Source organism: Niveispirillum irakense DSM 11586, assembly GCF_000429645.1.
Taxonomy (GTDB): domain Bacteria; phylum Pseudomonadota; class Alphaproteobacteria; order Azospirillales; family Azospirillaceae; genus Niveispirillum; species Niveispirillum irakense.
The window spans coordinates 25,348-45,315 of sequence record NZ_AUCG01000007.1 but is presented as its reverse complement, the minus strand read 5'-3'; the positions used below and the strand labels follow the sequence as shown (position 1 = coordinate 45,315).

Annotated in this window: 21 protein-coding genes; 18 read left to right on the top strand and 3 right to left on the bottom strand. The window is 65.2% G+C overall.

Annotated elements, in window-relative coordinates:
- Positions 1-330, top strand: a 330-nt coding sequence (locus G473_RS0103260) for an IS110 family transposase (RefSeq protein WP_029011921.1), incomplete at its 5' end; no start/stop codon positions are given.
- Between the two features lie 96 nt (positions 331-426).
- On the opposite strand, the gene G473_RS0103255 is transcribed toward G473_RS0103260, so the two are convergent.
- Positions 427-1,170 carry a hypothetical protein gene (locus G473_RS0103255; protein WP_029011920.1) on the bottom strand — a complete coding sequence of 248 codons (744 nt, stop codon included), beginning with the start codon at positions 1,168-1,170 and terminating at the stop codon, positions 427-429.
- Positions 1,171-1,481: 311 nt separating this feature from the next.
- Here G473_RS0103255 and G473_RS0103250 point away from each other — a divergent pair, with 311 nt between their 5' ends.
- From G473_RS0103250 to G473_RS0103210, 10 genes are all read left to right on the top strand, one after another.
- Positions 1,482-2,297, top strand: coding sequence for a phage capsid protein (locus G473_RS0103250; RefSeq protein ID WP_029011919.1), 816 nt, complete (start codon positions 1,482-1,484; stop codon positions 2,295-2,297).
- A 63-nt stretch (positions 2,298-2,360) separates the two neighbouring features.
- Positions 2,361-2,609 carry a hypothetical protein gene (locus G473_RS0103245; protein WP_029011918.1) on the top strand — a complete coding sequence of 83 codons (249 nt, stop codon included), beginning with the start codon at positions 2,361-2,363 and terminating at the stop codon, positions 2,607-2,609.
- 49 nt (positions 2,610-2,658) lie between these two features.
- The gene (locus G473_RS0103240; RefSeq protein WP_029011917.1) at positions 2,659-3,231 is read left to right on the top strand and encodes a phage connector family protein; all 573 of its coding nucleotides are present in this window, start codon (positions 2,659-2,661) and stop codon (positions 3,229-3,231) included.
- Positions 3,228-5,135 (top strand): phage tail protein, encoded by a 1,908-nt coding sequence (locus G473_RS0103235; protein WP_029011916.1) that lies wholly within the window; start codon positions 3,228-3,230, stop codon positions 5,133-5,135. The genes G473_RS0103240 and G473_RS0103235 overlap by 4 nt, the downstream gene beginning before the upstream one ends.
- Entirely contained in the window at positions 5,135-5,659 is a 525-nt protein-coding gene (locus G473_RS24855; RefSeq protein WP_051329838.1) for a hypothetical protein, read from the top strand. The genes G473_RS0103235 and G473_RS24855 overlap by 1 nt, the downstream gene beginning before the upstream one ends.
- Before the next feature lie 35 nt (positions 5,660-5,694).
- Entirely contained in the window at positions 5,695-8,073 is a 2,379-nt protein-coding gene (locus G473_RS0103225) for a glycosyl hydrolase family 28-related protein (protein WP_029011915.1), read from the top strand.
- Between the two features lie 65 nt (positions 8,074-8,138).
- On the top strand, positions 8,139-9,395 hold the full coding sequence (gene terL, locus G473_RS24850) for a phage terminase large subunit (protein ID WP_245579976.1): 1,257 nt from the start codon (positions 8,139-8,141) through the stop codon (positions 9,393-9,395).
- On the top strand, positions 9,377-9,544 hold the full coding sequence (locus G473_RS30170) for a hypothetical protein (protein ID WP_154667232.1): 168 nt from the start codon (positions 9,377-9,379) through the stop codon (positions 9,542-9,544). Before terL ends, G473_RS30170 begins: the two co-directional genes overlap by 19 nt.
- Before the next feature lie 29 nt (positions 9,545-9,573).
- Positions 9,574-9,882 carry a hypothetical protein gene (locus tag G473_RS0103215; RefSeq protein ID WP_029011914.1) on the top strand — a complete coding sequence of 103 codons (309 nt, stop codon included), beginning with the start codon at positions 9,574-9,576 and terminating at the stop codon, positions 9,880-9,882.
- Entirely contained in the window at positions 9,879-10,349 is a 471-nt protein-coding gene (locus tag G473_RS0103210; protein WP_029011913.1) for a hypothetical protein, read from the top strand. Before G473_RS0103215 ends, G473_RS0103210 begins: the two co-directional genes overlap by 4 nt.
- Before the next feature lie 125 nt (positions 10,350-10,474).
- On the opposite strand, the gene G473_RS0103205 is transcribed toward G473_RS0103210, so the two are convergent.
- Positions 10,475-10,696: a hypothetical protein gene (locus G473_RS0103205; RefSeq protein WP_029011912.1), complete on the bottom strand. Its 222-nt coding sequence runs from the start codon at positions 10,694-10,696 to the stop codon at positions 10,475-10,477.
- Between the two features lie 232 nt (positions 10,697-10,928).
- Between G473_RS0103205 and G473_RS0103200 the strand changes: the two genes are divergently transcribed.
- From G473_RS0103200 to G473_RS0103185, 4 genes are all read left to right on the top strand, one after another.
- Complete coding sequence (locus G473_RS0103200; RefSeq protein WP_029011911.1) at positions 10,929-11,300, top strand: DUF952 domain-containing protein; 372 nt, start codon at positions 10,929-10,931, stop codon at positions 11,298-11,300.
- Positions 11,297-12,373, top strand: a complete 1,077-nt coding sequence (locus G473_RS0103195) for a quinone-dependent dihydroorotate dehydrogenase (RefSeq protein WP_029011910.1) — start codon at positions 11,297-11,299, stop codon at positions 12,371-12,373. Before G473_RS0103200 ends, G473_RS0103195 begins: the two co-directional genes overlap by 4 nt.
- Positions 12,374-12,393: 20 nt before the next feature.
- Entirely contained in the window at positions 12,394-13,662 is a 1,269-nt protein-coding gene (locus G473_RS0103190) for an EAL domain-containing protein (RefSeq protein WP_051329837.1), read from the top strand.
- 131 nt (positions 13,663-13,793) lie between these two features.
- Positions 13,794-14,672 (top strand): TIGR01459 family HAD-type hydrolase, encoded by an 879-nt coding sequence (locus G473_RS0103185; RefSeq protein WP_029011908.1) that lies wholly within the window; start codon positions 13,794-13,796, stop codon positions 14,670-14,672.
- 121 nt (positions 14,673-14,793) lie between these two features.
- Here G473_RS0103185 and G473_RS24845 read toward each other — a convergent pair whose 3' ends face one another.
- Complete coding sequence (locus tag G473_RS24845; protein ID WP_035705264.1) at positions 14,794-15,168, bottom strand: ribbon-helix-helix domain-containing protein; 375 nt, start codon at positions 15,166-15,168, stop codon at positions 14,794-14,796.
- Between the two features lie 272 nt (positions 15,169-15,440).
- On the opposite strand from G473_RS24845, the gene G473_RS0103175 reads away from it, so the two are divergent.
- The 3 genes from G473_RS0103175 to G473_RS0103165 all read left to right on the top strand — a co-directional run bounded on the left by G473_RS0103175 (position 15,441) and on the right by G473_RS0103165 (position 19,939).
- Positions 15,441-16,661, top strand: a complete 1,221-nt coding sequence (locus G473_RS0103175; RefSeq protein ID WP_029011907.1) for a hypothetical protein — start codon at positions 15,441-15,443, stop codon at positions 16,659-16,661.
- A gap of 153 nt (positions 16,662-16,814) precedes the next feature.
- Positions 16,815-17,282, top strand: a complete 468-nt coding sequence (irrA, locus tag G473_RS0103170) for an iron response transcriptional regulator IrrA (protein WP_084437599.1) — start codon at positions 16,815-16,817, stop codon at positions 17,280-17,282.
- Positions 17,283-17,416: 134 nt separating this feature from the next.
- A complete protein-coding gene (locus tag G473_RS0103165; protein ID WP_035705262.1) occupies positions 17,417-19,939 on the top strand; it encodes an ATP-binding protein in 2,523 nt (840 codons plus the stop codon).
- Positions 19,940-19,968: the final 29 nt, after the last annotated feature.

The window sequence follows — 19,968 nt, the reverse complement described above, 5'->3', positions numbered from 1 at the left end:
ATCCTGCTGGCAGAAATCCCCGATTTCCGGGCTTTCTCGCATAACAAGCAGATCACCGCCTTCGTCGGGCTGGACCCAAGAGACCATCAGTCCGGCAGTTCCGTAAACCGTCGAGCCCACATCAGCAGGGTCGGCAACCCCAGGGTCCGCGCCGTCCTCTACATGTGCGCCCTGTCCGCCAGACGCCATAATCCCGTCCTGAAGGCCTTTGCCGACAGGCTGATGGAAAACGGCAAGGCACCAAAAGCAATCCTCGTCGCCGTCGCCAGAAAGCTCTTGGTCATCGCCTACGGCGTCCTGAAAACACGCACACCCTTCAAACCCGCTTGACTGCAAACACGGTATCTTGATCGTGACCGATCCAGGGAGATTTTACGCTCCCTCATGCGCCGGGCGCTGCCTCCGGCGGATTGGTATAAGACCGAATCAGGCCGCCGCCGGCAGCCAGCGATCCTGCATCCAGTGATTGGCAGCAGCCGCCAGCTTGGCCGGATAATCCACACCCTCCGGGATCAAGAGCGGCAGGCCGAACCTTTCCACCGTGGCCTGGATGCCGGGGGCGTCCCAGCCCAAGCCCCAGGCGCGGGCATGGCGGGCGATTTCCATCTCCTGACCCCAGAAATATATCTGTTTCGGGCGGCAATTCTCCGCCATCTGGCGCACCTGTTCCACCCGCCCGTCGCTGACCAGCGGCAGCCAGATATCCGGCATCAGCAGATCAACCGGCTGATCGGGCACATAGGCCAGGGCATCGCCCTGCACGATATGGATCTTGGCCCGTGCCGCGTCCGGCAACTGGCCAAAAATATCCAGGGTCTCGATCATGGACAGCACCAAAGGGTCGCGCTCCACCACCGTCACCCGCGTCACCTCCGGTCGTAAGGCAGAATTGGCCGCAGCCCAGCCCATCCCCATGCCCATCACCAGCACATGGCCACGGGCGAACTGACAGCCCAATTCCTGGCTTTCAATCTCCATCGGGGTCATCGACATCCAGGTGCGCAAGGTGCCATCAGCTTCCCGGCGCAGCAGGCCGGCCATGTTCAGACACAGGCGCGCCGGGCTCCAATAGCCTTTGCACAGCACCATCGGTCCGATCTGCACCTGCCAGTCACCATGCTGGACCGGCTGATAAGTCGGGATGAACCAGGTGGGCTGATAGATTTCCATATGTTTTTCTTCCCCCCAAAGCTGTAGCCGCAGGGTGCCGCGACCAGCCCCGATTGTGAAAGCATTTTTCACGGCGGAAAAAGAACTTGACGATATAGGTTTTATATCCTAAATCTCACTTAACACCGCCCGAGCCATGCCCGAGCGCGGTGATCGCGGCAAAGCCGCCTCTGCACTAAAACCCCCCACTCCCATCGCCTTCCGGCTGAACCGGCTGGAACAACCCGGACAACCTGACAGGATATTTATCCTGTAGGCCCGGCATGCTTTGCGCCGCTTTGCCCCTCCCAGAGCCAAGGAGCCCCTGCCGCATGTCCACCGACATCGAAAAAGCCTTCGTCAAACAGTTTGAACGTGAGGTCCATGAAGCCTATCAGCGGCTTGGATCGAAGCTGCGCGCCACCGTGCGCAGCAAGAACAATATCCAGGGCGCCAGCACCACCTTCCAGAAGGTGGGCAAGGGAACCGCTGCCACCAAATCCCGCCATGGGCAGGTGCCGGTGATGAATCTGGAACATGAATCGGTCGAATGTCTGCTGGCCGATTATTATGCCGGCGACTGGATCGACAAGCTGGACGAGCTGAAGACCAATATCGACGAGCGCGGCGTGATCGCCAATGCCGGCGCCTATGCGCTGGGCCGCAAGACGGATGAGCTGATCATCCAGCAACTGGACCGCAACAGCCATCTGGCCGGCAATGATAGCGACGGGCTGACCCGCGACAAGGTGCTGACCGCGTTTGAGATGCTGGGTGCGGCCGATGTGCCCGATGATGGCCAGCGCTTCGCCATTGTCGGCTGGAAACAATGGAGCCAGTTGCTGGGCATCGAGGAATTCGCCAATGCCGATTATATCGGCGATGCCGACCTGCCCTGGCGCGGCACCCAGGCCAAGCGCTGGCTGGGCACGCTGTGGATGCCCCATTCCGGCCTGTCGCTGACCGGCGGCACCCGCCTGTGCCACTGGTACCACAAGACCGCCATCGGCCATGGCAGCGGCGCGGACGTGACCAGCGACATCACCTGGCATGGCGACCGCGCCGCCCATTTCGTCAACAACATGATGTCCCAGGGTGCCTGCCTGATCGACGAGGCCGGCATCGTCACCCTGCCCTGTAAGGAATAAGGCGTCGGAGATTCCTCCCCCTTATCAGCTTCACATCCCATCCCGTTTCAAGGAACCAAGCCCATGGCCTTTCTGCCGAAAGACCTGAGCGTGCTGACCTATGCCAACGGTTTCACGCTCTGGCACTACACCACCGCCGATACCGCCGCCAGCACGGCCAATGCCGGCTATTTCAACGCCGCCAGCCACCTGCTGCGGGTGGGCGACATGATCCTGGCCAATAGCGGCACCGGCGGGGCGCGGGCCAGCCGCATCCTGGTGGTGGCAAGCAATGCCGCCGGTGACGTGGGGATCGGCGGCCTGACCGCCTGAGGCACGGCCCGCCTTTTCCTCGCCATCGCCAAGACCACAAGGACAGTCAATGACCATTTCCGCCGTCGGGCTGTGTGCCCGCGCCCTGATGCGGATCGGGGCGGCCCCGCTTGCCAGTTTCCAGGACGGCACGGCGGAGGCTGAACTGGCAGCCGGGCTTTATCCCGGCTGCCGCGATGCGCTGCTGGCCGCCCATGGCTGGAGCTTTGCCACAAGGCAGGCCTCCCTGGTGCGGCTGGCGGCCCCCCCGGCGGGCGACCATGCCCATGGTTTCGCCCTGCCGGATGATTTCCTGCGCGCGCTTTCCGCCGGCACGGCGGGGCGGGGGCGCGGCCTGACCTTCCGCATCCAGGGGCATCATCTGCTCTGCGATGCGCCTTCCGTTCTGCTGACCTATATCGCCCGCCTGGACGAGGCCGGGTTCCCCGCCTTTTTCACCCAGGCGCTGGTGACGCGGCTGGCGGCGGAATTCTGCGTGCCGATGACGGAAAATACCAGCCGGGCCGACAGCCTGATGCGCCAGGCGGAGGTTGAGTTCCGCCGCGCCCGCCAGATCGACACCAGTCAGGACAGCCAGCCGGGCCTGGAAGATTTCAGCCTGATTGAGGCGCGCCTGTCATGACCCGCACCCGCACAATCCAAACCAGCTTCACCGGCGGCTGTGTCAGCCGCGACCTGCTGGGCCGGGGCGACCTGCGCGCCTTTGAAAATGGCGCGCTGGACCTGACCAATGTGCTGGTGCAGCCGACCGGCGGCATCACCCGCCGGCCCGGCACCGCCTTCATCGCCACTCTGCCGGGGGCGGGCCGGCTGGTCGCCTTCACCTTCAGCACCGAGCAGACCCATCTGCTGGCCCTCACCGACCGGCAGATCACCATCTTCGACCAGGACCGGGTGGCAGCCCGCCTGCCCGCCCCCTGGACCCTGGACCAGCTTGCCGCCATCAACTGGGCGCAGAGCGGCGATGTGCTGCTGATCTGCCATCCCGATGTGCCGCCGCAGCGTCTGGCACGCAGCGGGCAGGACCAATGGCGCCTGCAGCCCTGGCAATTCGCGCAAGAGGCGGGGCGTCCGCGCATCCCGTTCCACCGGTTCGCCGATCCCGCCATCACCCTGACACCATCAGGGCCGGGCGGGCGCATCCGGGTGCGGGCCTCGGCCCCCGTCTTCGGCCCCGCGCATGAAGGCATGGCCCTGCGGCTGCACCGGCTGCCGGGCCGCATTGCCGCCGTCCGTTCGCCCGTGGAGATCGAGCTGGATCTGGCCGACACGCTGCCCCATCTCGACCCCACGGTGGATTGGGACGAGGCGGCCTTTTCCCCCATGCAGGGCTGGCCGGTCAGTGTCGGCTTTCACCAGGACCGGCTGGTCATTGGCGGGTCGCGTGACCTGCCCAACCGGCTGTGGCTGTCCAAATCAGGCGATCTGTTCAATTTCGACCTGGGCGAAGGGGAAGATGACAGTGCGATTGAATTCGCCATCCTGTCGGATGAGGTGAACCCGATCCGCACCGTCTTTTCCGGCCGTCATCTGCAGGTTTTCACCACCGGCGGGGAATGGGCGGTGACGGGGGAACCCTTGACGCCCAGCGCCATCCGGCTGGACCGGCAGACGCGCATCGGCAGCCATCCGGGACCACAGATCCCGCCGCGCGAAGTGGATGGGGCCACCCTGTTCGCCGCCGGTGATGGCAGCATCCGGGAGTTTTTATGGACGGACCTGGACCGCTCCTATCAGGCGACCGACCTGTCGCTGACCGCCCGCCACCTGCTGCCCGGCACGCGGGAACTGGAATATGACCGGCGACGGCGGCTTTTGCTGGCGGTGCAGGCCGATGGCAGCCTGGCCGCGCTGACCCTGTTCCGCGCCGAACAGATCAGCGCCTGGACCCGCATCCGCACCCAAGGCCGCATCCTGTCCGCCGCCATGGTCGGCACCATCCTGTACTGGATGGTGGCCCGCGACGGCACCGTGTCGGTAGAGGCGTGGGATGAGGCGCTGGCGGTGGATGCCGGCCTGACCGGCGATGCCGCCAGCCCCACCCCGCGCTGGGCCGGGCTGGACCATCTGGACGGTCGCCGGGTCAGCGTGCTGGCCGATGGGCTGCTGATGCAGGATCAGGCTGTGATGGCCGGACGCATCCGGCTGGACCGGCCCGTCCGGCACCTGCAGGCCGGGCTGGCCTTCACCCATAGTGTGGAACCCATGCCGCCAAACCCGCTGGCGGCCACGGGACAGGGACGGCGCGCCCGTCCGCTGGCAGTGACCTTCCGGCTGAAGGACACGCCCGCTTTGCGCGCCGACCTGGGGCGGGGGCTGGTGGAGGTGCCGTTGCGGCGCACCACCGGCCCCCTGGCCATCCCCACCCTGGTGGCAGAAGCCCCGCCCCCCTTCACCGGGGACAAGCGCATCGCCACGCTGGGCTGGTCGCTGGACCCGACCCGCCCCTGCTGGCGGATTGAGGAGGCGCGGCCCCTGCCCTTCACCCTGCTGTCCGTGACCCAAGAGATGAAGGTGAATGAGTAATGGCCGGAATCACCACGCCCGTTCTGGCAACCTTGGGCGCCATCGACACCGCCCGCAGCACCCTTGGCCGCGTCCGTGACCTGGCCGGGATTGAAAGCGGCAGCCAGCGCCGGCAGCGGGAATTGCTGACCGAGCGCCAGAGGGTGGAGCTGGACAGTCTGCGCGACCGCCAGGATGAAGAGGCCGCCACCCTGCGCACCAGTCTGCAGAATCAGGCCAACCAGATCGCCACCACCGCCGATGCGGAGGAAAAGCGGCGGCAACGCGCCCTGCGCCGCGCCGTGGGCCGCACCCGCGCGCAGTTGGGGGCACAGGGCATTTCCACCGCCGACGGATCGGGCGAGGCCATCCTGCTGGGCCAGATCCGCGAGGCGGAGGACGAAGCCGCCGCGGCGGAACAGCTGGACACGCTGCGCATCCAGGCGCTGTCCGACCGGGAACAGGCGGACTATCGCCGCAACCTGCTGGAACTGTCGCAGCTACAGGAACGCCAGCGGCTGGAACGGCTGGCCCGAAGCGCGTAAGCCGCGCCGCAACCCTATCCGATCAGGAAATATCCATGACGACCGACACTTCCCCCGTGCCGGCGGTGAGCCCGCGCGCGCATTACATTGCTGATGGCGACACCACGCGCTTTCCCTTTGCCTTCCCGCTTTACAGTGCTGCCGACCTGACCCTGCATCTGGATGCCGCCCCGCAAACGGGCGGCTTTGTCATTGAAGGGGTGGGGGATGCGGCGGGCGGGGCGGTGCGGCTGGAACAGGCGCCACCGGCGGGCACTATCATCACCCTGCAACGCAGGCTGCGCCTGGACCGGGAGGCCGATTTCCTGGAAAGCGGTGCTTTGTCCGCCGCCAGCCTGAATGCGCAGTTGAACCGGCTGACCGCCATGGTGCAGCAACTGGCCGCCGACCAGGAACGCATGTTGCGCGCGCCCGCCACCGACCTGCCATCGGCCCATCTGCTGCCGGACCGGGCACAGCGGGCGGGGCGCGCCCTGGGTTTCGATGCCGTTGGCAACCCCGTGCCGGTCCCGCTGCAAAGCCTGCCGGTGATGGCCCATAGCGTGGCCCAGGGAGCCGGTGCGGTTGAGCGACCGGTGGCGGAAAAGCTGCGCGATCTTGTCTCTGTCCGGGATTTCGGTGCCGTGGGCGATGGCATTGCCGATGATACGGGTGCCATCCTGGCGGCCCTGGCCGCGCATAAATCCGTGTTCCTGCCCGCCGGCACCTATCGCACCAGCGCCACCCTGCCACTGACCTATGGCCAGACATTGTATGGGGAGGGGGAAGGCAGCGTGATCCAGGCCCGCATGGCGGCCTACGATCCCGTCAACCTGCCGGAATATCCCAGCCAATTTAACGCGGTGGAGATGGTGGATGGCTATGCCGCCCTGCGCAACCTGCGCATTGTCGGCGGCGCATCGGGCGTGAAGATTTATGGCCGCGACGGGCCGGCCGTGAAGAACATGGTGGAGAATGTCTCCATCTGGGATTGCCTGATCGGGCTGGTGCTGGATGGTTATCTGGATACCGACCGGCCCTGTTACTGGAACCATATTGCCCGCGTGCTGGTGGCGCGGCCCGCCCTGCATGGCGTGCTGATGACCGTGGAAGGCAATGGCGACACGCCCAACGCCAACAAATTCCAGGATGTCCGCGTCTATAGCCTGTCCGCTCCCATGAGTGGTTGCGGCTTCTTTGTTTCCGCCGGGCGTTTCAATAACAGCTTCACCGATTGCGAGGCGAACCTGCATCCAGGTGCGGAGGCCTGCCTGCGGTTGGGGGCGGCGACGGACCAGAACCTGATCGTCAATTTCTATGCCGAGAGCCTGGGCGCCCTGCCCGGCATCCGCATCGACAATGGCAGCCAGAACAGCGCCATCGTCAACCTGTTCTCCGCCACCGGCGGGCAGCCGATCTGGGACCCGGCGGACAGCCGCGCCTATACCGCCGTCAATGCCGGATATCCGCTGCGCAACCTGTTGAAGGAAACCCATATCACCGACCTGCGGGTGGAGGGGTTCAGCGTCGATACCCATTATGTGGAGCCGGAACGCGGCGGGCTGGTGGAAGCCGACCTTGCCTCCACCAGCCATCTGGTATCGGCCTTTGGCGGGCCGGTGGAGTTCCGCCTGCCGGCTGCCGGCACCGCCAATGGCCGCATGCTGACCATCAAGAAGACCGATGCCAGCGCCAACCCGGTGACGGTGACGGAACTGGGTGGCCCCGGCCCGGACGGGCGGCCCATGCTGCTGGCCAACCGCTATGACAGCGTATCCGTCCTGTCCAATGGCGCGGGATGGTGGGTGACATCGGGCAGCCAGCAGCCGGTGAATGCCGAATTCCACGACACAGCCGGCCTGTTCAGCCCCGATCTGGCCAAGTCGCTTTATCTGGTCAGCGGCGCCGATGGCGATGTGGAAGTGCGCCTGCCCGCCCCTTCCGCCCCGCAGGCGGTGGGCCGGGTGGTGACGATCAAGAAATCCGACCCTGCTGCCGGCACCGTCACCGTGACGGCGGAAAGCGGCACCGGGCCGGACGGGCGGCGCTGGCGCCTGGGCAAACAGTATGATTTCGTCCGCGTCTTTTCCAACGGGGCCGGCTGGTGGGTCGTCTCGGCCAGCCGCACGCCGGCATCGCTGCATTTCCATGAAGCGGCGGGCTTGTTCCAGCCCGATCTGGGGGCGGAATATTACCTTGTCTCCGCCTTTGCCGGACCGGTGGAGGTGCGCCTGCCGGCCCCCGCCGCTGATAATGCCGGCATGGTCGTGACGGTGAAGAAGACCGATCCCGGCACCCATCCCGTCACCCTGACCAGCGGAACGGACGGGGCCACCGGCCCCGATGGCGCCGCCCTGACCCTGGAAGGGCAATATGATGGGGTGACGGCCCTGTCCAACGGGACGGCCTGGTTCCTGGTCGGCCGCTGCCGATGATGGCGGGGGACGGGGATAAACGCAGCTTTCAGCAATTTGTCAGCGAATGGAACGGGCAGCAGGGCATGGAAACCCCCTCCCTGCACCGGGACATCTGCCACTGGCTGGAGTCGCAATGGCAGGATGGGCGGCGGGAATTGCTGCTGCTGGCCTTCCGTGACAGCGGCAAATCCACCCTGGTCGGGCTGTTCTGCGCCTGGCTGCTGCATCTTCTGCCCGACCGGCGGGTGTTGGTGCTGGCCGCCGATTATCATCTGGCAAAGAAGATGGTGCGCACCGTCAAGCGCGTCATTGAACGCCACCCCGCCTGCCAGGGGCTGAAACCGGACAAGCCGGAAATGTGGGGGGCGGAGGAATTCATCATCCGCCGCGACCGGGTGGGCCGCGACCCGTCCATGGCGGCCAAGGGGGTGACGGCCAATTTCACCGGCAGCCATGCCGATATCGTCGTCTGCGATGATGTAGAGGTGCCCAACAGCGCCAATACCGACACCAAACGGGCGGAGCTGCGCCATCGCCTGTCGGAGATTGCCTATGTCCTCTCTCCCGATGGGCTGGTGCTCTATATCGGCACGCCGCACACGTTCCATTCCATCTACAGCCTGGAGCCGCCGGCGGGGGAGGAAAGCCCCTTTCTGGACGGGTTCGCCCGGCTGGAAAAACCGCTGCTGCGGGCCGATGGCACCAGCGCCTGGCCGGAACGGTTCCCGCCCGAAGCGATTGAGCGTATCCGCCGCCGCAGCGGGCCGAACAAATTCACCAGCCAGATGATGCTGATCCCCATCGCCACGGAGGATGGGCGGCTGGAGCCGGAACGGCTGGTCACCTACGCGGAGGATATCCGCATCGTGCAGGTCAGTGGCCAGACCAGCCACCGGCTGGGGGAGAAACGGCTGCGCAGCCTGCGCATCTGGTGGGACCCCGCCCTGGGCACAAGGCGGCGCGACGGGCGCAAGGGCGGCGATGGCAGCGTTGCCGTGCTGCTGGGGGAGGATGGGCAGGGCCGCTTTTTCCTGCATCGGGTCCGCTATCTGACCGTGCCGGCAGGATCGGAACGGCAGGCCGCCGCCATCCAGTGCCAGGCCGTGGCCGATCTGGCGGCGGAATTCGCCGTGCCGACCATCCATGTGGAATGCAACGGCATCGGTGCCTTTCTGCCGGAAACGCTGCGCACCGTGCTGGGCGAACGGCGGCTGACCGCCCGCGTGGTGGGCGAATATGCCAACCGCCCCAAGGCCGAACGCATCCTGGCCGGCTGGGATGCCCGCTTTATCGGGGCGACCTGCATATCCATGACAGCGTCATGGACAGCCCGCTGCTGACCGAAATGCGGGAATGGCAGCCCCGGGGCAAAGGCCGCGATGACGGGCTGGACGCCGTGGCCGGTGCCATCCTGGCCTGCCCGCCCCAGCACCCTGACCGCGCCCTTCCCCGCCGGGCGGTACAGGCCGCGATTGATTTCACACCCTGAATTTGAATGGTGAAGGAGGAAAGACGACCATGAACAGCCCGCCGCCGCTGGACCTGATCTGGTGGATCACCGCCATTGAACTGCCCGTCCTGGGCGGGTTGTTCTGGCTGGTCCAGCAGACCCGCAAGGAAAGTGAACAGGCGCTGGACCCGCTGCGCCGCGACCTGGAGACAACATCGACGCAACTGCGCGAATCGCTGGCCGCCTATAAGCTGGAAGTGGCCAAAAGCTATGCTTCCATCACCGAGGTGAAGGCCCTGGAAGACCGGCTGACCAGCCATCTGCTGCGGATTGAAACCAAGCTGGACGGAAGGCTGGCCGATGGGGGTGGACGATGAGCCGGCCCAGCCTGACCCCTGATTACAGCCAGCCCGCGCCCCCTGTGCGCGATGCCGGCGCCATCCATGATGGCAGCAGCGTGGAAACGCTCGCCCGCAGCCTGTGGGGGGAAAGCCGCACCATCGCCCCTGGCACCCGTCCGGCGGTCATGGAGGCAATGGCCGGCATGGCGGTGAATATCAGCCAGCGTGACGGCCGGCATATCGCCTCGGTCGCCCTTGATCCCAGCCTGTTCGCCTGTCGCACCCCGGCGGAAGAGGGGGCAGTGCAGGCCGTGGACAGCCGCGACCCCAGCTTCGCCATCGCGCTCCGCATCGCCCGCCGCATCCTGGCCATGACGGGAAAGGCGGTTCCGTTACCGGGAAACGGGGCAACCCGCTTCCACAGTGCCGGTGAGAATCCCGCCTGGGCCTGCGGGCGGACACCGGTTCTGGTCCTGGATGATTTCCTGTTCTATCGGGATTGAAGACGGGGTCGGCCGCGCAACCCGCACAAAAAAAACGCCGTCCACAGTGACGTGGACGGCGCCGGAGTTGGGAACAGAGAGAGACTACGGAGAACAAGAACAGAAAAAAGCGACCGAGGTTTCCATCAATCGGCAGCGCGCAACATGGCTGAGTAGACCGCCATCACCGTTTCAACCCCGATACCACCGGCGCGGGAACCCGCCGTCAGCATCTCCTGCGTGGGTTTGACGGGAACGGCTGTCAGACCACGAATGCCCATCTGCTCAACCTCTTCCAGCGCAAAACGCATACGATCACTCAGCGCCTGCTCGTTGATGTCCTGTAAAGAACGAGCTGCATTCTTCATGACCACACTCCCTTTTGAATTTTGCGTGGAATTTCGGACAACCACAATTGAAGATTACTCCGCTTCTCTTACCTTTTTCTACTATTCAGAGGTATAGACCATCACCATCCAAGTAAGACGCATTCTCATATTCTTCAATGCAGGCAGCAAGGGCGACACCATCCTGCCGCTGGCATCCATCGCCCATTCGGATTAGGTTGGGGCCTTATTTCCCATATACCCGCCAGGTTCCATGGCCTCTCCGATCTTCCATATGTGCCGCGCCGAGGAATGGCAGGCCGCTCAGACCGCCGGTCGCTATGACGGTTCCTCCCAGGACCGGGCAGACGGTTTCATCCATTTCTCAACCGGCACCCAATTGCCCGAGAGCGCTGCCCGCCACCGCACCGGCCAGACCGGGCTGCTGCTGCTGACGGTCGATCCCGAGGCGTGCGGCGATGCGCTGAAATGGGAAGCCTCCCGTGGGGGCCAGCTTTTCCCCCATCTTTACGGGCCCCTGGCCGCCGGCGCGGTGCTGCGGGTAGACCCGCTGCCGCTGGGGCCGGACGGGTTGCACATCATGCCGGACCATGTGGCTCCGGCGGAAACGGGGACCGGCCAATGATCGACCTTTATCCCCTGGCCCGGCCGCTGCTGATGGCCATGGATGCCGAACAGGCGCATAACCTGACCATCAAGGCCCTGAAGACCGGGCTGGTGCCGCGTGTCGGCGGACGGGATGCGCCCAGTCTGGCAACCACCGTCTTCGGCCTGGATTTCCCCAACCCGATCGGGCTGGCGCCGGGCTTCGACAAGAATGCCGAGGTGCCTGACGCGATGCTGAAGCTGGGCTTCGGCTTTGTCGAATGCGGCACGGTCACGCCCCTGCCCCAGGATGGCAATCCCAAGCCGCGCCTGTTCCGCGTGCCCAGCGCGCGCGCCGTCATCAACCGCTTCGGCTTCAATAACCAGGGCCTGGACGCCTATGCCACCAACCTGAAGCTGCGGCTGGGCCGGGCCGGGATCGTCGGCGGCAATGTCGGCAAGAACAAGCTGACGGAAGATGCGGCCAGCGATTATGTCACCTGCATCGAACGGGTGGCGCCGCTGGTCTCCTACCTGACGGTCAATGTCTCCTCCCCCAACACGCCGGGCCTGCGGACCTTGCAGTCCCGCGACGCGCTGGCCGATCTGCTGGGCCGCTGCCTGGAAGCCCGCGCCCGCAGTGATGTGCGCCCGCCGCTGCTGCTGAAGGTCGCCCCCGACCTGACGGACGAGGACAAGGCTGACATTGCCGCCGTGGTGCTGGAAAGCGGGATCGACGGGTTGATCGTGTCCAACACCACGCTGGCACGGCCCGCCGCCATCCCCCCCGCCCTGGCGGCGGAGGCGGGCGGCCTTTCCGGCGTGCCGCTGATGGAGCCCAGCACCAAGGTTCTGGGCGAGTTTTACCGGCTGCTGGGTGGCCGTGTGCCCCTGATCGGCGTGGGCGGGGTGGCATCGGGGGCCGATGCCTATGCCAAGATCCGCGCCGGGGCCAGCCTGGTGCAGCTTTATTCCGCCCTGGTCTATGAAGGGCCGGGGCTGGTGGGCCGTATCAAGGCCGATCTGGCTGCCCTGCTGGCCCGCGACGGCTTCGCCCATGTCGCCGATGCCGTGGGTGCTGCCCACACGATCACTGCCAAGCAGACGCCGTAGGAACAGGGGACAGGGTCGCCATGCGCTGGGTCCGCCATCTGGTCTTCGCCGCCGCCTATACGGCCCTGGCCCTGACAGTGGCGGTTACCCTGCCCTTGTCCGTGGCGGGCATGGACCAGCATACCGGCCTGCTTTATGGCCTGCTTGTGCTGACCTTCGGCGGGCTGCTGCATGAATTCTGGGCCCGGCAGGATGCCCAGGACCGCACCGACCGCAAGATCTGGCGCCTGCGCGAACAGCAGGAGGAGGTGAAACACCTTCTGCTGGCCCTGGACCAGCGGCTGGCCAGTAACCAGCCCGTGACGCGGGGGGAGGTGGAAGCCGTCCTGTCGGAAACCCGCGTGCTGGAACGGCTGGCTGAACAGCTTCCCGCCACCGTGCGGCCGGCGCCTGTAGCCCCAGCCCCTGACGCGCCGGACATTCCTGCCACCGCCCCCCCTGATCCGGGGCCGCTTTTCACGCAAAGCCCCCGGCCGCCAGCGATAATGTTGACCGCCACGCCCCCGGCCCCCGATCCCGCCGCCACCCTGGACCGGGTGAAGGAGGCGCTGCGCACCGACCAGGTGGATATTTTCCTCCAGCCCGTGGTCAGCCTGCCGCAGCGCCGGCATCGTTATTATGAGCTGTTTTCCCGCATCCGTGCCGGGCAGGGGCCGGACGGACAGCCGCGCTACCTGCTGCCCGAGCAATATCTGGGCGTCGCGGCGGATGCGGGGCTGATTGCCACCATCGACAATCTGCTGCTGTTCCGCTGTATCCAGTTGCTGCGCGAGACGGAGAAGCGGCACCAGAATGTCGGTTTCTTCTGCAATATTTCCGCGGCCACGCTGAATGATGCCGGCTTCATGCGGGAATTCGTCCAGTACATGGCGCAGAACCCCAACCTTGCCAGCAAACTGATTTTTGAGCTGAGCCAGGATGAATTGATGCAGGGCGGGCTGTTCGCCACCGGCTTCCTGGATGGGTTGCGCCGGCTGGGCTTCCGCTTCTCCATGGATCAGGTCTGGCGGCTGGACATGGACTGGTCGGAACTGGCCCGCCACGATATCCGCCATGTGAAGCTGGATGCCGCCCGCCTGCTGGACCCGGATGGCCGCTTCGCCGACCCCCGCGCCGTGCGCGAACTGCGCCAGCAGCTTGACCGCGCCAATATCGACCTGATCGTGGAGAAGATCGAGACCGAGACGCAGTTGATCGAACTGCTTGATCTCTATATCGATTTTGGCCAGGGCTACCTGTTCGGGGAGCCGAGGCTGGCCAAGAAGCAGGGCCAGGCGGACAAGGCATAACGGTGCCCGCCGCCGGGCCGGCATATCCCTCCCCCTCACATCTGCCATGCCGATCCCGGCCTTGTGCCGCTGCGCCCTGGCGCCCACCCTTCCGGCAACCTTTTCCCTTTCGCCTTGAAGCCGGAATCGCCATGACCGCCCTGCCTTTGATCGACGGCCTGTCCAGCATTGTGGACCGCTATGATGGTTTCATCCTCGACCTGTGGGGCGTGATCCATGATGGCGTGCGGCCCTATCCCGGCGTGGTCCATTGCCTGACGGAGCTGCATAATCGCGGCAAGCGCGTCTGCCTTCTGTCCAACGCGCCGCGGCGCATCCCGGCAGCGGTGGCCAAGCTGGAAGCGATGGGGGTTGATGGCGACCTGTATGACGCGGCCTATACGTCAGGCGAGGCGACGCATGAGGCGCTGCGCGATCCGCCCGATGAATGGCACCGGGGGCTGGGGCGCAACCTGTTCCATATCGGCCCGCCGCGCGACAATGATGTCTATGACAGCCTGCCCGGCCATCGCCGCGTGCAGACCCCGGATCAGGCCGATTTCGTGCTGAATACCGGCATTGATGATTTCGACGAGACGCTGGCTGATTATGAGCCGGCCTTGCAGGCCTGCCTTGCCCGCAAATTGCCGATGATCTGCGCCAACCCCGATCTGGTCGTGGTGGTGGATGACAAGATGGTGATCTGCGCCGGCGAACTGGCCCGCCGGTATGAGGAGCTGGGTGGCGAGGTCCGCTACCACGGCAAGCCGCATGCCCCCGTCTATCGTCGCTGCTTCCAGCTTCTGGGTGACCTGCCGCCGTCGCGCATCCTGGCCGTGGGCGACAGCCTGCGCACCGATATTGCCGGCGCCAATGCCGCTGGAATCGACGGGCTGCTGGTCACCGGTGGTATCCATCGCGAGGAGCTGGGCAGCAATTGGGGCGAGCATCCCGACGCGGAGAAGCTGGGCGCCCTGGTGGAGGCCAGCGGCCATCGCCCCGTTGCCGCCATCCCCGGCCTGCGCTGGTGATTCCCGCCTTTGACCGGCAAGGTGCCTGCCTGCCCAGAGGGTTGGCAGGCGGCCCGGCCGAAGGCGTACGGAAAGTTATTCTAATTAAAGTTGTAAAAACAATACTACCCGACGGTGAGAATCAGTCCTCATCGAACACGCCCAACGCGCGCTGGAAAACGGGTGAGAAATCGGCCGCCGTGCCAAAATGGGCCTGTTCCTCCGCCATGCCTGTAACGGGGCCGGCCGGTTCCGACGCGGTGCGGAAATAGGACAGAATGAAAATGCGCAGCGCCGCCGTCAGCGCGCTGTCGCCCCGCCGCCCATCGATCATCGTCACGATGTCATTGATATTATGGCCTTCCCGCCGGCAGATATCTGCCAGGGACTCCCACAACAGCGGTTCCATCCGCACGCTGGTGCGCCGCCCGCCGACCACGACGTTGCGACAAACCGCACGCATCGATTCCGGTGCCGTATCGTCCGGGTTCGACGGGGGGCGACGTTTTGCTGCCATCCGGGACCGTCCGTCCTATTTTCCAAGAGGGGCTACGATTGTGCGGAACATATTGAATCTACTTGTATGTGACAATGGGTTGTCGAAGGTATTATGACAGTTCCCGTTTTCGCACCCATTTGTGTCGTTGCCCATCACCCCCGATCTTGTGGGTTGAGGAAGCCACCACAGGCCCGTGCAGCGGGAGAAAAAACCCTGTTCACCTGCGCCATGAACAGGCTTTTGTGCGGGGGTCATGGACTCCACCGCCGGCTGCGCCTAGATTCACCAGCATGAGGGATGAAGCTTTCGACAGTGATCCGGGCGGTGAATGGAATCCGGTCGCCTTGTATGGCGGCGCGGCATCCTTGCGCGTGCCGGCGAACTGGCAACCCATATCGCGGGACGATGGCGGGCTGGCCTTCCAGTCGCCGGGCTCCCACCCCGTGGACCTGCTGGTGTCGGTGACGACCTACCGCAATCCCTATGGGGTGCGCACGGAAGAGGCGATCCAGTATCTGGACCGCGAGAATGTACTGCCCCCCGGCATCCTGCCATCGGAAGATGAGGGGGATGAGGAGGAGGAAGGCCACGAGGACAGGCGCTGGATCGCCTATGCCGTGGCCCAGCCGCCGGACCGCCAGGTTTTCGTCTGGAAGGTGGCGGACTTCCAGCCCCCCGACCATGTGCATGTGGTGACGCTGCAGCTTCACGTGCCGGCCCTATCGGCCGCCCAACCCGATCTGGCGGCCCTGATCGACCGGCTGGGGGAGGAGGCGGCGCGGGTCCGTTTCCACCCCACGTCCCTGCCCGGCCCTGTCCAGCGCGTCACCATGCGCAATGTCGCCCATCGCGATCAGGTGCGTTTCCGCCTGCCCTGGGACTGGCACAGCCGCACAGAAGACGAGCTGACCATCTTTTCCCGGGAAGAGCCGGGCTATGGCAGCCTGCGCGTCGCTGTCCACAGCTTCGTCCATGAAGGGGAGGATGCAGAGCTGCTGGCCCAGGCCGTGCTGCGCCAGACGGCGGAGCAGTTCGCCCAGGGACCGGATGGCCGCCAGGGCAAAGGCGATATGGAATGGCTGGGTGAGGGCGATGCGCTTGCCCGCTTCGTCACTGATGGGGAAGAAGAGGGGGAACCGTTGCGGTTTTTCCTCTGGTTGCGGGGATCGGCGGTGGATGGCCACACGACGGTGGCTCTGTTCAGCTTCGCCTTCCCGCAAGCCTCGCTTGGCGGCGAAAGGGAAACCACCCTGCTGGCCATGCTGGAACGGGAAATCCGCAAGGCCGTGGTCGGCCCGGCGGAAGATACCGAGATGGAGGATGACGCCCTGCTGGCCCAGATCGACGGGTTTTCCCTGTCCGATCTGCTGTCACCCGCCGGCGACGACATGGAAGGCAACCCGTTCGAAGATGGGGATGACCCGTTTGACGGGCTGGATGAAGACGAGGATGAAGATGAGGATGACGAGGAGGAGCCGGAGGATGACGGCGGGCCTTTCGGCAACGCCTGACCCCGCGCCTGCCGGCCATTTCCCAGATCAAGGCCGCTGCATCATGCTGGACAGATCCTCGCTTCAGGCCTGATACCCCTTGTCATTATCGACCAGCCGCGCCACATCACGGGTCCGGATGGCCCCCACCGTGACAGATTTGAACCGACCCCTATGCCCAACGACATGCCTTCCCCCTGCGATGGCCATCATGGTGCCGGCCCCCGTCCGCCCGTCTGCCCGGAAGAGCTGGCCCGGCGGCTGATTGCAGCCGGGTTGCGCCCGACACGCCAGAGGCTGGCGCTGGCGGGACTGCTGTTCGGCAATGGCCATCGCCACGTCACAGCCGAACAATTACATGGGGAAGCGGTGGCGGCCTGCGTGCCGGTCTCCCTGGCCACGGTTTATAATACGCTCAACCAGTTCCGCGATGCCGGGCTGCTGCGCGACGTGGTGGTGGACCCCGGTTGCGCCTATTTCGATACCAATATCGAAGACCACCATCATCTTTTCCATGAGGGCAGCGGTCGTCTGGAGGATATCTCCGGCACCCTTTTGCGCCTGGATGCGATGCCCGACCTGCCGACAGGCACACGGCTGGCCCGGGTGGATGTGATCATCCGCATCGCCGACAAAGCATAAGCGCCAGCCCCGATACGACCACCGGCATCGGGGCGTTACATCGCCACGATTGCAGGCTTGCCGCCCCGATCGTACACTTGCCATGGTCATCGCAGAGTCCGGCCGGTTTCAATCCGCGCGGGGCGGGGGAGTGTATGCGCAAAGTCCTGATGGGCGGCCTGGCGGTCCTGGCCTTTGTCCAGCTCGTCGGCACGGCGGCCGACCTGCAAAGAGGGTGGCGTGACTATAAGTTCGCCAGGGAAATTGTTGATCTGAAACTGGTCAGTCGCAACCTTCTGGTCGCGTCGCGTGATCATGCGATCGAAACCGGCATGGTCAACCTGATGCTGGAAAGCGCGCGCCTGCCCGGCGCCCTTGATGCCGACCTGACAAACCAGATTGCCCGCCACCGCCGTCAGGCCGACGAAGCCGCCGATACCGCGCTTCGCCGCCTGGACCAGATCCCGCTGGAAAGGACATTGGCGGAGGATATCGCCTCGGTCCGCGTCGCACTCACCCGTCTCAGGGAAGTGCGCGGCGCCGTGGATGCGATGCTGCGCCCCGGTGAGGGTGGCCCCACCGCCGATCAGACCGTGTCGATGCGGCAGGTGGTGGAACAGTGGCAGGAGGCGGCCCAGAGCCTTTCCGCAGCCTTGCTGAACCTGCTGCGGGAAATGAACCATCCAGCCCTGTCCTTGGGCGGGGCGGCCGGTGCTGCGGAAATGATGACCCGGGACGCCATCCGTCTGCGATCGGAGGTGGGGCAGGATATGGGCGTGCTCTATCGCGCCTCACTGCTGGGCCTGTCCGGCAGGGCCAGCCCGGCGCAGGCCGCCACCTCTTTGGCGGAAACGGAAATGGCGTGGCGCATCCTGCGGGAATCCGCTGATTCCGCCCTGTTGCCGCAAAGCCCGGCCATGGCGCTGAAACAGATGGAAAGCGCCCTCTACCAACGCTATCTGCCGCTGCGCGCTGCTGTAATGGAAGCGGCAGAACGCGGTGACGGGCGCCTGCGCCTGCCGGAACTGATGCGTACCGGCACCAATGTGCTGAATGTCGCCAGCGATATGATCGCAACAGCGGTGGCAGCCTCCGCCGACGCGACAGAGCAGATGAAGGTGGCCGCACGCCAGCGGCTCTGGCTCAACAGTATCCAATTGGCCCTTACCATGGCCGCCTTGGGCTTTGCCGCCTTACTGGTACGCAACCGGGTTTTGCGTCCCATTCAGCAGATGACCACCGCCATGCACGCGCTGGCCGGTGGCGACCATAGTGTGAAGGTGCCGGAGCAGTTGATCGGCAAGGAATTGAAGGCGATGGCATCGGCCGTCACCGTCTTCAAGGAGAATGCCCGCCAGTTGGAGATGGAGAACCGGGAGCGGCGGCGGGCGGAACGCCTGTTGATGATCGAGCGCGGCATCCTGGAGATGGCCGCCAGCGGTGCCGACCTGTCCGAAGTTCTGACCGCCATCTGCCAGGGGGTGGAAGAGCATCTGGAGGCGGCCTGCTGTTCCATCATGCTGCTGCGCGATGACGGGCTGCGTCTTACCGTCGGGGCGGCCCCTAACCTGCCGGAAAAGATGTGCCAGACTTTCGCCCAGGTGACCGTCGGGCCGGATGTTGGGTCCTGCGGGACGGCGATCTATCGGCGTGCCGTTGTGGTGACGCGGGACATCAGGGAAGATCCGCGCTGGGACAAGTATCGCGATATCACCCTGGAGGCGGGCTTCCAGTCCTGCTGGTCGCTGCCCATCCTGAACAGCGAGGGAGAGGCATTGGGCGCCTTTGCCATCTATGCCACCCAGGTGCGTGAACCCCAGGAATGGGAGATGGAACGGGCCCGCCGCGCCGTACAGCTTGCCTCCCTCACCATCAGCAACCGGCGCGCCGCCGAACAGCTTGAACAGGCCAAGGCCCAGGCCGAACTGGGCAGCCGCACCAAGTCGGAATTCCTGGCCAATATGAGCCATGAGCTGCGCACGCCGCTGAATGCCATCATCGGCTTTGCCGAGGTGCTGGAGAGCGAGCTGAAAAGTGCCGAGCAGAAGGGCCAGCCCCACGGCACCGTCGCCTATGCCGGCGATATCATCGCGTCCGGTCGCCACCTGCTGGTTCTGATCAACGACATCCTGGATGTGTCCAAGATGGAAGCAGGACGGGTGGAACTGCGGGAGCGGATCTGCGGGGTGGATGAGCTGGTGCGCGGCTGCGAGCGGATCGTCCGCGCCCGCGCCATGGAACGGCGTCTGCACCTTGTGATCGACATCGCCGATGGCATGCCGCCCATCCTGGTCGACGATGTGAAGTTCAAGCAGATCGTGCTGAACCTGCTTTCCAACGCCATCAAGTTCACCTCCCCCGGCGGTCAGGTGAAACTGGTGGCGCGCATGGACCCGGCGCGCGGCATCAATATCGCCGTCAGCGATACCGGCATCGGCATCAAGCCGGAGGATCTGGACAAGGTCTTCGTCCCCTTTCATCAGGTGGATAATGTCTATGCCCGCAGCAATCCCGGCACCGGCCTGGGCCTGACCCTGTCCAAGGGAATGGCGGAGCTGCATGGCGGGCGGCTGACCATCGACAGTGTCTTCGGGCAGGGCACAACCGTAACCCTGCTGCTGCCCCCATCGCGCATCGTCTGGACGGAAGCCGCGGGCCTGCCATTGCCGATTCGCTGAAGCAGGCGGTCGCGAAAGGGGTAAGCCTG